Source organism: Amycolatopsis sp. YIM 10 (assembly GCF_009429145.1).
Taxonomy (GTDB): domain Bacteria; phylum Actinomycetota; class Actinomycetes; order Mycobacteriales; family Pseudonocardiaceae; genus Amycolatopsis.
Genome location: NZ_CP045480.1, coordinates 304,820 through 317,401 on the forward strand (window position 1 = coordinate 304,820; position 12,582 = coordinate 317,401).

The window sequence follows — 12,582 nt, forward strand, 5'->3', positions numbered from 1 at the left end:
CCGCCGCATGACCAGCGACACCCCTGAAGTGCTGTGGCGGCCGGATGTGAACCGGGACACCAAGATCGAGGACTTCCGCAGGTGGCTGCGGGAAAACCGGGGTGTCACGACCGACGACTACACGTCGCTGTGGGAGTTCTCCACCGGCGAGCCCGCCGCCTTCTGGGCCGCGACCGCGGAGTACCTGGGTGTGCGCTGGCACGACGAGCCGACCGAGGTGCTCTCGGGTGAGATGCCGTCCGCGCGCTGGTTCGAGGGCGGCACGCTGAACTACGCGGAGCACGCGCTGAGCCCCGGAGTCGCGGGCGCGCCCAAGGGTGACGACGAGCTGGCGGTGATCTTCCACCGCGAGGACGGGCTGTCCTCCCAGCTGACCTACGGCGAGCTGCGCGCGCAGGTCGCCGCCGCGCGGTCGGCGTTGAAGGAACTGGGTGTGCGCAAGGGCGACCGGGTGGTCGCGCTCGCGCCGAACAGCCCGCAGACCCTGATCGCCTTCCTGGCCGCCGCCAGCCTCGGCGCGGTGTGGTCCTCGTGCTCGCCGGACTTCGGGGTGCGGGCCATCGTGGACCGGTTCGCGCAGATCGAGCCGGTCGTGTTGATCGCGGTCAACGGCTACGCCTACAACGGCCGGTGGTTCGACACGCGGCCGACGGTGACCAAGCTGCGCGAGGAGATCCAGGGGCTGAAGGCGACCGTGCTGGTCGACTACGCGGGCGGACCGCTGGCCGGCACGCACGACTGGGACGCGCTGCTGGAGTCGCACGCCGGCGCTCCGCTGGAGTTCGAGCCGGTGCCCTTCGCGCACCCGCTGTGGGTGCTGTACTCGTCGGGCACCACCGGACTGCCGAAGGGCATCGTGCACGGGCACGGCGGCATCGTGTTGGAGCACCTGAAGGCGCTGGCGCTGCAGAGCGATCTGGGACCGGGTGAGCGGTTCTTCTGGTTCACCACCACCGGCTGGATGATGTGGAACTTCCTGATTTCCGGGCTGCTGGTGGGGTCGACCATCGTGCTGTTCGACGGGAGTCCCGGGTATCCCGACCTGAACGCGCTGTGGCACCTGGCCGAGCAGCACCGCGTGACCTACTTCGGCACGTCGGCGCCGTACATCCAGAGCTGCCTGAAGGCGCACATCTCGCCGTCGCGCGACTACGACCTGACCGCGTTGCGCGCGCTCGGCTCGACCGGGGCGCCGCTGAGCCAGGAGGGGTTCCGGTGGATCGCCGACGAAGTGGGGCGGAAGGTGCAGATCTGCTCGGTCTCGGGCGGGACGGACCTGTGCACCGCGTTCGTGGGGGCGTCGCCGGACACGCCGGTGTGGCTGGGTGAGCTGTCGAACCGGTCGCTGGGCGCGGCGGTGCAGGCCTTCGACGAGGCCGGGAACGCGGTGGTCGACGAGGTCGGCGAACTGGTGGTGACCGAGCCGATGCCGTCCATGCCGGTGTTCTTCTGGAACGATCCCGACGGCAGCCGCCTGCGCGAGGCGTACTTCGACGTGTATCCGGGCATCTGGCGCCACGGCGATTGGATCAAAATCACATCCCGCGGCTCCGCGGTGATCTACGGCCGCAGCGACTCGACGCTCAACCGCGGCGGCGTCCGCATGGGCACGGCGGAGTTCTATCGAGTGGTGGAGAACTTCGAGCAGGTCGCGGACTCGCTGGTGATCGACACCTCCGCGGCGGGTGCCGAGGGCGAGCTGCTGTGTTTTCTGGTGCTGGCACCCGGTTCGACGTTGGAGGAGATCGAGCCTTCGCTGCGCAAGGAACTGCGGAGCGCGCTCTCCCCGCGTCACGTACCGGATCGGTTCGTGGTGGTTTCGGAGGTGCCCAGAACGCTGAACGGCAAGAAGTGCGAGGTGCCGGTGAAGAAGATCCTGTCCGGCGTCGCCCCGGATCGCGCGGTGAGCCGGGATGCCTTGCTCAACCCGGACGCGCTGACCCCGTTCGTGGCCCTGGCGGGGCGCTGACCTGCGGTTATGGTGTGTTCGGGGGGTGCCTTCACGCGACCGGGGGGCAGTGTGTAATCTTTACGAGCAGTGGTCGTTCGACCTGGGAGGCTTCGCCTAGTCTGGTCTATGGCGCCGCACTGCTAATGCGGTTGGGGGTAACCCCCCCTCCCGGGTTCAAATCCCGGAGCCTCCGCTGGAGTTCGGTCCGCCGAGCCCCGCACCCGGTCGTCCGACCGGCACAACTGAACACGAGCGCCCGTAGCTCAACGGATAGAGCATCTGACTACGGATCAGAAGGTTAGGGGTTCGAATCCCTTCGGGCGCGCGTCTGGTTGAGACAGCGAAGAACCCCCTGGCAACAGGGGGTTCTTTTCTTTTCAGCGCACTCCGCTTTGCGCCGGCTCAGGGCCGCGCCATCGCCGGCACGGCCCTGAGCTTGATCAGCGTCCGATCACCAGAAGCGCGACAACCATTCGATGGCATAGCCGACCAGCAGGCCGCCAGTGGTGAAGGCCGCACCGCTGAGCAGGCGCCGCCACACGAACCGATAGCGCCGCCAGAGGCGCTTCCGCGGAGTGGAACTCACCCGGGGTTCGGGCAGGTCATCCCCACTGGCACTACCATCAGACGAGGGACTCATCAGGTGACTCCTTACCTGGATGCATGGGTTCCCAGGGGGAGGGCCGGCTGGCCTAGGCGCCAAACCAATCCAGCTGGCTCTCCTCCGCCCGTGCTCTCTCCAAGGCGGTGAACTGCCGGGGAGGCAAGCACGGCGGACATGAGGGAACTATTGTTTTGAGGTTTTATAACCTCGCGGGCGCGCCAAGCGCACGCCTTTCCCCGAATGCACGGCATTCCCGTGCTTGCTTTCCCCATTTCCTCCAGTGAGTACCGATCGAGTTGCGAGTGGGTGAGCAATTGTGGACGGTAGCCTGCTCGGCCGAACCCGTTGCAGGCGGGGCCAGCCTAACGTAAATCACGTCTGCAGGTTCCAGTTAACCCTTTGGCGTGTCGCGTGCAAAACCGATGCGTGCGCGTGCGGAAGTGATGCAGGCTGCATCGCTCGCGTGCCGACAGACATTTCGAGCGAGTGTTGCGCCGGTCCCCCGTCAAGTGTGCGACCGGTCGGCTGTAAGTGTTGCGCCGGTCCCCCATCTGAAAGGCTCTGACCTGCGCATTCGCGATTTTCATCGTCCTGTCATGGTCGATTAATCCTTGGAGGGTGGCGCGGCCTCTCCCTGTTGCGGGCGCCTTTCGAGGCTTAGCTCCGTCGAGGCGCGCGGCATTGTAGAGCACTCTCGCATCGGAGGCAAAAATATTAGGGAAGGCTACCCTTTTATCGTCAGGGGCCGGACATTATAGCGAGCTGCGCCTAATTTGGACAGGGTGGAAAAGGTGTGGCCTGAAAGTATTTATTTTGGCGAATTCCTGTCAAGGGCGCGTTTGCTGGCAATGGCTGCAAGAAGTGTGCTATCAAGATAGTGTCGGCCAGGAAAGCCGTCTTGAGCTGACGCACCCTGAATGAGGAGTCGCATCGTGCTTCCGTCGTGGAAAGATCCCGAGCTTGGCTCGATGAAGAGAGTTGCCCTGTGGTTGGTGGAGCTCGTGGGTGAGGGGCAACTATTCACCAAGGAGCAGCTACGGCAGGCGTTTCCCGGCGTTTCGCAGGTCGATCGCCGGATGCGCGACCTCCGGGACTTCGGCTGGCGCATCGACACCAACCGGGAAGACCCCAGCCTGGACGCTCATGAGCAGCGATTCGTGCAGGCTGGCATACCTGTCTGGGAGCCGGGGAAGGCAACCCGCCCGTCCACCGTGGTCAGTGCATCACGCCGCCGGGAGGTCTATGCGGCAGACGGACATCTGTGCAGGTCATGTGGGATTTCGACCGGCGAAACCTATGTCGGCACCTTCGAGACGGCGCAGCTCGACATCGCACGCCGTGAGGTGCTGAAGCTCGATGGCTCGACCGCGGTCGAGCTGGTCACCGAGTGCAAGCGGTGCCGCGTGGGTGGACGGAACCAGGTTGCCGACCTCGCTGGCCTGATTCGCGACACCGAGGCGCTCAGCCCGCAGGAGCGGAAAAAACTTACTGGCTGGGTTGAGGCCGACGAGCGGACCTTCGGCCCCGCCGAACGCCTGTGGAGCAGCTACCGGACACTCCCGGAGGAGTCCCGGGCCGCGCTGCGTGCCACGCTGGGTCTGCGCTGACCTCGGCTATCCATCTGCACCAGGAGAGAACTGTGACGAAGGACTATGGCCGACCGCCGCGAGCTGACGAGAACCGGGCGCTCATCGAGCGTCGGCTGGCGGAGGTGGTCAAGGCAGGCGGACCGCGCGAGACGCTAAGCGTCGACTGGCGTGGTGGTCAGCGCCTCCACCTGGAGGTCATCCAGTTCCCGGCCGGCGACCTGTACTACAACCCCGCCACGCATCGAGTTCAGGCGCAACGGAGCCACGATCCAGACCAGGACCGGTTGTTCAGCGAAGATCCCTGGGGTGCAAAGAGCCAGGAGTACCTCGACTTCCTCCTGAAAGCCCAGCCGGCGAACCCGGCCATGGTGGACCCAGAGTTCGAAAAGCTCATGGAGGACCTCAAAGAGCACGGCCAGAACCAGCCCGGACTGATCACAGCTGACGGCGTTCTGGTCGACGGGAACACCCGCCGGGCGGCCTTACTCGCGCTCCGCGGCCCCTCCGAAAACATGCGGGTTGCCGTACTGCCGGAAACATCGGGCTGGAACGACATCCGCGACGTTGAGCTGTCGCTCCAGCTTCGCAAGGAACACCGGCGGGAGTACTCCTACATCAACCAACTGCTGGCGATCGATGAGCTGGCCGCTCAGGGTATGCCGGTCGAGACCATCGCTGCCACCTTCCGGATCAAGGTGCCCACGTGCAAGCGGGACCAGTGGGTGCTGTCCTGCATCAGGTCGATGATCGAGCGCAGCGAGGCGCGCGGCGTGAAGTTGCCGCTGGTTGCGTTCGAGGATCAGACAGAGAAGCTCAGGGAACTGCATCGCCGATATGTCAAGGAATCCGCAGTAAATCCAGACAAGGCGGAGCTTCTGCTGGAGTCGAGGCTGGCGGCGATCATGCTGGGCAAGTCCAAGACCGACGTCCGGTTCATCGAGCCGGACTTCCAGGACCGTTACCTGACGCGTCAGTTGCCGGCCGACTTGATGCCGACTGCGGGAAAGTCGTCGGCCGTCGAGATCCCTGGCCTTGGGCGGGTCGTGAAAGGCCCGTCCGAGGCCCTCGCCACGGCCAAGGCGCTCACCGACACCATCCTTCAGACCAGGGCAGTGGCCTCAGCCACCTCCTCGATCACTGAGCAGGAGAAGACCGAGGCGGTGCAGAAGGCGAAAACTCTGCAGAGCGCGATGGACAAGGCGCTCGACTTCGCCGGCCGGGACGAGCGCATCCGCAAGCGCAAACAGGCCGCGCCCGAACGGCTGGATCAGGCCACGCAGATGATCGACCAGTGCGTGACTGATGTCGTCATGGCACGAAGCTCCAGGTCGCTGGACGACGAGGCCCTCGATGAGGAGATCCTGAAGCTCAGGAAGAGCTTGCGGAAACTCGCTCTCGAAGCCAAGAAGTCGACCACCGAACCGGGAGACGGGCTGGGATGGCTGTTGGACGCGGTCATGCTGGAGTCCTGAGTGCCAGCCGACCTGCCTGAGCCGAGCCTGAACATCGGCTTCGACATCACGCGTACGCAGGCGCGACTGCGCACCACGGCTGAGTACAAGCCGGACTTGGGCAGGTTGCTGGCCAGCTTTCCCGCAGGCCGGATGTCGGACCTGCTGGCTGCCACTATTCCGATCGAAGGCTTTCTCGCTGGACTCGGTGCACTGGCGGAGTGGCCGGATCCCGCGGGAGTCACCTGGGAGGAGCAGTTCCGTGCCGTCGTCGAGGAGATGCTCAATGACGCGGATCGCGCTGAGCGCCAGCTTGCTGGTGATCTGGACGAGCTGACGGTAAGTCCTGATGAGGTGCTCGGCCTCCTTGGCGAGGACTGGCTGGGCGACCTCACCTCCTTTCAGCAGCGTGACGCGGCCGCTCTGCTGTCCCTCGGGCACAGTGCGAATTTCAGTGTGCCTGGAGCGGGGAAAACCCGTGTGGCGTTGGCGGTTTACGCCGCGTTGCGGCAGCGCGGAGACGTATCGCGGCTGCTGGTCGTGAGTCCGAAGTCTGCGTACGAGGCATGGCAGTTCGAAGCTTCCGTGTGTTTTGGGCGGCCCCCGCGTGTGCACGTGCTGAGCAAGCGGATCCCGGCCGGCGTCGAACTCGTGCTGGTGAACTACGAACGGCTCCACCGGTTGACCACCGAGCTGGCCGACTGGCTCGAATCGGCGCCGACGATGATGATCCTCGACGAAGCGCACCGGATCAAACTTGGCGGGGCTGGTGTGTATGGGGCAGCGAGTCTGACGCTTGGCCCCCTCAGTCGCGTACGCATGATCATGACGGGTACCCCGGCGCCCAACGGTGCCAAGGATCTGGAGAGCCTGCTTGCGTTCGTCTGGCCGGGGCGGGGGCGCCGAGTCGTCACCCAGGCCATCGACGGGGGGAACCTCGCGCATGCCAGCCGGGTGCTGAAACCGTTGTACACCAGGACAACGAAGCATGAACTGGGATTGCCGCCGGTGACCACCGTGGTCCGGCAGGTCGAGATGCCGCGGTTGCACCGGGAGATCTACGACGCCATCGTCGGCCGGTTCACCGCTCGTGCCGAGCGAGCTCGCTCGGATTTCGAAGCCCTGGGCAACACGGTCCTGCGGTTGCTGATGGCGGCGACCAGCCCGGCGTTGCTGACCAAGGGATCCACCCGGTACGAGCCTTTGTCGTTCCAGGTCCCGCCGTTGGAGATCCCGCAGAACGACGAGCTGTACGCGCTGCTGAAACAGCTCCCGAGTTACGAGATACCGCCTAAATACCAGGAAACTCTGGCAGTCGTCGCGGAGAATGCGGCTCGTGGCAGGAAGACTCTCGTATGGTCGAGCTTCGTGCGGAGCATCATGACCCTGGAGGTGCTGCTCAAGGAGTTCTTTCCGGCAGTGGTGCATGGCGGCACCCTCGCTCGCGACGAGCAGATCCAGCGGTTTCGTGAAGATCCTGACTGTGCCGTTCTCGTGTCGAACCCCGCAACTCTGGGAGAAGGCATCAGCCTCCACCAGGTTTGTCACGATGCCGTCTACGTGGACCGGGATTTCCAGGCCGGCCGCTTCCTGCAGAGCCTGGACCGCATTCATCGCCTGGGGCTGGCCGCCGACACGGAAACGCGAGTAACTGTGCTGGCCGCCCGAGAGACGATCGATGACGTGGTTGCCGATCGCCTCAAAGAAAAGCTGGATTTCATGGGACGCATCCTGGACGATCCTTCGGTGCGGCAGCTCGGTGACCCGGAGGAAGAGCAGCCTCTTGCCGCCGGGATGGACATGACCGACGTGCGAGCCCTGATGGGCCACTTCGGCGATTCCCGCGACTAGGAGCTGTCCTGTAAGTCATCGGAGCCAGAGCATGATCGCGGCTATGGTGAGTTCGGCCTGGTAGTAAGCGGCGCGTGTGGAGTATCGGGTGACCAGGCCACGAAACTGCTTGAGCCGGTTGAAGCACCGCTCGAACATGTTGCGGTGTTTGCAGACCTCAGCGTCGAAGGCCGCTGGTCGCCCGCCGCGGGAGCCCTTGGCCGCGCGGCGGGCGACCTGGTCATCTCGCTCCGGACTGACGAACATGATCCGCCGCTGCCGCTTCGCCTGACGGGTCGGGGATGCGCATACGCTTTGCCCGCGATCACCGTCTGCGACCGGCACCGCGGACGCCCAGGCCCGGGGCGGGCGACGCTGATGCCGTCCAGCAGCGGAACCAGTTGCGGGTTGTCTCCCGCCTGGCCCGGGGTGAGCAGGAACCTTATCGGCAGACCACGCCCGTCAACGGCGAGGTGGATCTTCGTGCTCAGTCCGCCGCGGGACCGGCCGAGTCCTTCTCCGTCGAGGGCGAGGGCTTCGATCTGGTCGCTGCATCCCCTTTTTTTTCCGGGCTTCAGCCGAGTGCTGATGCGCCCGACCACGCTGGAATCGATCGACATGATCCACTCCAGGTCGCCGACGGCGTCGTCCTTGACGATCACCCGGTCGAGGATCTTCTCCCAGGTGCCGTCCTTGGTCCACCACCGCAGCCGTTCATGCGCGGTCTTCCACGGCCCGTAGCGTCCGGGCAGGTCACGCCATGGAGCGCCGGTGCGCAGCTTCCACAGGATCGCGTTGATCACCTGCCGGTGGTCCCGCCACCGCCGCCCGCCACCTTGCTGCGGTGGCAGCAGCGGCTCGATCACAGCCCACGCCTTTCCGTCAACTCACCGCGACCAACCACCGGGCACAACCACCAGATGCCCAGCTCAACCACTTACAGGACACGCCCTAGCCGGAAGCCAAGGTTTCGAGCAGCAATCCGTAGTCGAGGAGCCGGCGCTGTCCGGTGACCTCGTGCCAGGCTTCCGACTGCTCAGTGTTCGCGTTCGCCGCCACGCTGGCAGCCAGCGCGTCATAGGCGATGTGGTAGACCGCGTCGACTTCGCCGGTGCCACGGGCGATCGCTGCGAGCCGGGTGGGGAGCGGTTCTGCGGTGACGGTCACGAGGTGCGGCTGGCGTCCTCGGCGATGCCTGATCATCTGGAGGAACTCGTGCCGGATGTTCTGCACCCGGTCCGAGCGGATCGTCCACTTGCAGGAAATGGCTGCGTGCAACAACGGACGGTCGGAGGCCGTTTTGAGCTGGTCCAACGCCACCGTGACATCAGGCTCGATGAGGTAGTCGGTACCAATGGTGATGCGCAGGTCCGGGTTGCTCTTGACGAGCTGGTGGAGTTCGTTCAGGTGAACGTACTGGTCGAACTGCGCGATCTTCACGCCTCGTTCGACCCGCCAGCTCCGGTCTGGATGCAGCTCCCTGAGCTGTTGTTCGAGATCACCGCGCACCGCGTCTTCTAGCGGCTTACCGGGGCTGCCGGGAACAGCCGACCGTGTCCCTTGCTGGACTTCCAGCGCGTCAAGCATGCCCGCAGCGAGCTTGAGCGACCCCGCGTTGTCACTGTCCGCGCTGTTAGGCACCAGGGCCCAGCCGAGCTTGTTTTTCTTTGACGGCTTCCAGCCCAGTAATGCCTGGGCGAACCGCGCGTTCATCTGCTCCTCTGAACCTGGGTGTGGTGTTAGCTGATTTTCGCTCGGTGCTTCAGGAAGTACTCGTGCCGGTCGTGGTCTTCCTGGCCGGTGAATGCCTTGAAATCACCGAGCTTGTAGCGGGTGGTGTTGCTCTCCGGATCCGTCTGCACCACAAAATCCTTACTGAGCAGGGCGATCCGGCGCTCAAGATCCGAGGCGTCGATTGCCTTCCCGCCCGCCTTCATCAGCTCTTCGGCCGAGATGTAGCCGTTCTTCGAGTTCCGCAGTGCTTTGTAGATCGGGTCGTGCTCGGTGATCTTGCGGGGATTCTTCTTCCCGTGGCGTTCGAACGCGTTGATGATGGCGGTGCCCACGGCGTGTGCCACGGGAGGTGGGAAGGCGTTCCCGATCTGGCGGTACCGCGAAGTTTTCCGGCCGGTGAACTCCCACTGGTACTCGCCGGACCAACCCTGAATGCGAGCCACCATGTCGCAGGTGAGCTTCGGGCCCGGAGCGTTCGGGAAAGTCTGACCGGGGCCCGGCGGTTCGTTGGCGACGCCCATCGCGTCCACGCCCAGCTCGGCCCAGGCCCGCTTGGCTCGCGTGGGGCCGAGATCAGCGCCACCGTGCTTCTTGGAACCACCGACGATCGTCGGGCCGATCTTGTCGGCTCCCTTGGCCCAGTCGTCAGCGCCTTCCCAGCCGCCTGCTGCCATCAGGTCCTTGATCGCTTCACCGACGGTGATCTCGTTCTTGGATTCTTCTGGCCAGGCGAAGTATTCGGCGTCTTCTTCCTGCAGCGCCACCAGGACGAACCGTGGCCGCAACTGGGGCACCCCGAAACCGGACGCTTGCAGCAGCTTCCACTCGGCCACGTAGCCCGCTTCAGTCAGGCGGTCGAGCACGTGCTGCCGGTAGCCGGCGAACCGCGGCATGCTCAGTCCGCGGACGTTTTCGAGCAGTAGCGCCCGTGGCTTGATGGCACATGCCTGTTCGACCGTCCACGCGAACAGGTCGCGTTCATCGTTGGCGCCGAGCTGCTTGCCCGCGATCGAGAACGGCGGGCAAGGTACTCCGCCAGCGAGGAGCGACACCCCGGCGTAGTCGGCAGGCTTCCAGACGTCCGGGTCGGCGACGTCACCCTGTTTGACGATCTTCGCCGGCAGGTTCGCCCTGAGTGTGGTGCAGGCGTTCTCGTCGAGCTCCACCGCGAGCGTGTGCTTGAACCCGGCCTTCTCCAAACCGAGTGCCTGGCCACCGGCGCCGGCGCAGATCTCGACGGCCTCGAAGGACTCAGACATGGAACATCCCTTCGGGGTGGCGCGGCTTGGGCGGTGGTTGCCCGGTATCTTTCACCATCGGTGGACCGAACGGTAAGGGCGGTACTTCTTGCCTGGTAGAGCGGATGCGCGAGCGCAGGCCCATGCCAAGGGGCTCTATCCCGCGCCGGCGAACGAGGGGCGTTCGCGCAACATGCGCGCCAACCGGCGCTCCGACACGAAGCCTGAAGTTGCTCTCCGTAAGGAGTTGCATCGGCTTGGTTATCGCTACCGCAAGGACATGCGGCTCGACCTCGGCGAGGGTGTTCGAGTGCGGCCGGACATCGTCTTCACGGCCCGCCGGATCGCGGTCTTCGTGGACGGTTGCTTCTGGCATGTCTGCCCCGAGCACGGCCGGGAGCCGACGTCCAACGAGTGGTACTGGACGCCCAAGCTCCGGCGCAACCAGGAGCGCGACCGCATTGCCACCAGTTCCCTCGAGCAGGCTGGCTGGCGGGTCGTGCGCATCTGGGAGCACGAGCCGCTGCCGGCCGCGGTGGCCGTGGTCACTGAGGCGGTCAAACACGCGTTCGATCCTAAGCCGGAGGATTAGCCAGCGGCCGCAGACACGCTGACGATCACAATGGCGGCCTGCGCCAGTTCGGCCGATGGACAGCGGGAGTTCAATGGTGGATGTGACTTGGTTCAGCGAGGACGAGCTCCGCTCCATCGCGGGCAACGCGGTGTTCCAGCGCGGCCGGGGCATGGTGGGGAAGGTGGAGGACCTCGGCGGCCTGGTCGACGGGGTGACCGCGGTGGTCGTCGGGTCGGAGCCTTACCGGGTGGGGCTCAAGCATCGCCAGGGGACGATCGAGGCCCGCTGCACCTGTCCGTTCGCGGCGGACGGGGCCTTCTGCAAGCACGCGGTGGCCGTCGGGCTGGCGTGGCTCAGGGGGGTCAAGCCGGTCGGGGATCAGGGCCTGGTGCGCAAGTATCTCGCCGAACTCACCCACGACGAACTGCTCGAACTGACCCTGAACGAGGCCGCCAAGGACGCGTCGCTGCTCAGGCGGCTGTCGCTCAGGGCGATGGCCCGGCAGGCCGGGACGTTGAGCGGGCGCGTCGACGCGCTCGCCCAGGAGCAAGTCTTCCTCGAGGACGCGCGCGACGTGCTCGACCTGCTCGAGGAGGACCTCCACGCGAACCGCGACCTCATCCGGCGAGCCGTCGAAGTCATGGCTGACGTGGCGCCCGACATCGACGACGAGTCCGGCGCCGCGGCCGCCCATCTGCTCCGCGCCATCGCGTTGTACGCGCGCGCCTGCACCCCCGAAGCCCCCGAGAAGCTGGCCGAATGGATCGTCGGGTTCGAGAAGACCTTGCCCGGCTGGCTGGAGATCCGGCCCTTCGCCGAAGCGCTGGGCGAAGAAGGCCTCCGCCACCTCGTCGAGCTGGCCGGGGACGACCGCAAGTTCCGCGAGCAGGCCGTCGAGGCGCTCGGTGACGTCGACGAACTCGTGAGCCTGCTCGCCGAGGACCCGCGCGTGGACCACGTCCGGATCGCCAAGGCGCTCTACGACGCCGGCCGCGTGGACGAAGCGATCGAACGCGCCGAGCACAGCATGACCGAGCTACCCGCCACGCGCTGCGGCGAACTCGCCGAGTTCCTGGTCGGCGTGCACGTCGAAGCCGACCGCCCGGCGCAGGCCTCCGCCGTGCTGGAGCGCTTCCTCTGGCGCTCGCCCACCAAGCAGGCCTACGACCAGCTCAAGGAACTCTGCGAACGCATCGGCACCTGGCCCGAACCACGCAAGCGCGTGCTCCGGGTGCTCCGGGCTTCGGCCCGCGAGCGCCAGGCCGACCAGCTCATCGACGTCCTCCTGGCCGAGGACGAGGCCGCGCAGGCGTGGGACGCGGCCGCGGAGTTCGGCTGCTCGCAGTCGGCCTGGCTGCGCGTGGCCGACCAGGTCGCCGAGGACCGGCCCGCCGAGGTCGCCGGGGTCTACCGCTTGCTCGCCGCCGACTGCGTCAAGCAGGCCAGTCGCGATGGCTACCGGCAGGCCGTGGTGCTGCTGAAGAAACTTCGCCGGGTGCACGAACTGCTGGAAAGCGACGAGGAGTTCGAGGACTACGTGGAAGGCCTGCGCCGGGACAACGAGCGCAAGCCCGCGTTCCTCGACGAACTGCGGAAAGCCGGGCTCTGACC

At 65.8% G+C, this 12,582-nt stretch carries 10 protein-coding genes and 2 tRNA genes; 8 read left to right on the forward strand and 4 right to left on the reverse strand.

The window, feature by feature from the left end:
* Positions 1–7 precede the first annotated feature (7 nt).
* The 3 genes from YIM_RS01485 to YIM_RS01495 all read left to right on the forward strand — a co-directional run bounded on the left by YIM_RS01485 (position 8) and on the right by YIM_RS01495 (position 2,276).
* The gene (locus YIM_RS01485) at positions 8–1,969 is read left to right on the forward strand and encodes an acetoacetate--CoA ligase (protein WP_153028625.1); all 1,962 of its coding nucleotides are present in this window, start codon (positions 8–10) and stop codon (positions 1,967–1,969) included.
* 85 nt (positions 1,970–2,054) lie between these two features.
* Positions 2,055–2,144: transfer RNA gene (locus YIM_RS01490), tRNA-Ser, on the forward strand.
* A 59-nt stretch (positions 2,145–2,203) separates the two neighbouring features.
* Positions 2,204–2,276 (forward strand) — tRNA-Arg (locus tag YIM_RS01495).
* A gap of 126 nt (positions 2,277–2,402) precedes the next feature.
* Here YIM_RS01495 and YIM_RS01500 read toward each other — a convergent pair.
* The gene (locus YIM_RS01500; RefSeq protein WP_153028626.1) at positions 2,403–2,591 is read right to left on the reverse strand and encodes a hypothetical protein; all 189 of its coding nucleotides are present in this window, start codon (positions 2,589–2,591) and stop codon (positions 2,403–2,405) included.
* Positions 2,592–3,487: 896 nt separating this feature from the next.
* On the opposite strand from YIM_RS01500, the gene YIM_RS01505 reads away from it, so the two are divergent.
* From YIM_RS01505 to YIM_RS01515, 3 genes are read left to right on the forward strand one after another with little or no spacing between them, the layout of a single operon-like run.
* Positions 3,488–4,162, forward strand: a complete 675-nt coding sequence (locus YIM_RS01505; RefSeq protein WP_228004490.1) for a hypothetical protein — start codon at positions 3,488–3,490, stop codon at positions 4,160–4,162.
* A gap of 32 nt (positions 4,163–4,194) precedes the next feature.
* Complete coding sequence (locus tag YIM_RS01510) at positions 4,195–5,616, forward strand: transcriptional regulator (protein ID WP_153028627.1); 1,422 nt, start codon at positions 4,195–4,197, stop codon at positions 5,614–5,616.
* Positions 5,617–7,446 carry a DEAD/DEAH box helicase gene (locus YIM_RS01515; protein WP_228004491.1) on the forward strand — a complete coding sequence of 610 codons (1,830 nt, stop codon included), beginning with the start codon at positions 5,617–5,619 and terminating at the stop codon, positions 7,444–7,446.
* A 41-nt stretch (positions 7,447–7,487) separates the two neighbouring features.
* On the opposite strand, the gene YIM_RS01520 is transcribed toward YIM_RS01515, so the two are convergent.
* The 3 genes from YIM_RS01520 to YIM_RS01530 form a co-directional block, all read right to left on the reverse strand.
* Complete coding sequence (locus YIM_RS01520) at positions 7,488–8,291, reverse strand: IS5 family transposase (protein WP_228004492.1); 804 nt, start codon at positions 8,289–8,291, stop codon at positions 7,488–7,490.
* Between the two features lie 85 nt (positions 8,292–8,376).
* Entirely contained in the window at positions 8,377–9,138 is a 762-nt protein-coding gene (locus YIM_RS01525; RefSeq protein ID WP_153028628.1) for an NgoMIV family type II restriction endonuclease, read from the reverse strand.
* Between the two features lie 26 nt (positions 9,139–9,164).
* Complete coding sequence (locus YIM_RS01530) at positions 9,165–10,418, reverse strand: DNA cytosine methyltransferase (protein ID WP_153028629.1); 1,254 nt, start codon at positions 10,416–10,418, stop codon at positions 9,165–9,167.
* Between the two features lie 88 nt (positions 10,419–10,506).
* Here YIM_RS01530 and YIM_RS01535 point away from each other — a divergent pair, with 88 nt between their 5' ends.
* Positions 10,507–10,989 (forward strand): very short patch repair endonuclease, encoded by a 483-nt coding sequence (locus YIM_RS01535; RefSeq protein ID WP_228004493.1) that lies wholly within the window; start codon positions 10,507–10,509, stop codon positions 10,987–10,989.
* A gap of 82 nt (positions 10,990–11,071) precedes the next feature.
* Entirely contained in the window at positions 11,072–12,580 is a 1,509-nt protein-coding gene (locus tag YIM_RS01540) for an SWIM zinc finger domain-containing protein (RefSeq protein WP_153028631.1), read from the forward strand.
* The last annotated feature ends 2 nt before the right edge of the window (positions 12,581–12,582 follow it).

Bases quoted from the DNA above. Each gene is read 5' to 3' on its own strand.
- YIM_RS01500 (WP_153028626.1), bottom strand. From the start codon at position 2,591: ATGAGTCCCTCGTCTGATGGTAGTGCCAGTGGGGATGACCTGCCCGAA.
- YIM_RS01485 (WP_153028625.1), top strand. From the start codon at position 8: ATGACCAGCGACACCCCTGAAGTGCTGTGGCGGCCGGATGTGAACCGG.
- YIM_RS01525 (WP_153028628.1), bottom strand. From the start codon at position 9,138: ATGAACGCGCGGTTCGCCCAGGCATTACTGGGCTGGAAGCCGTCAAAG.
- YIM_RS01530 (WP_153028629.1), bottom strand. From the start codon at position 10,418: ATGTCTGAGTCCTTCGAGGCCGTCGAGATCTGCGCCGGCGCCGGTGGC.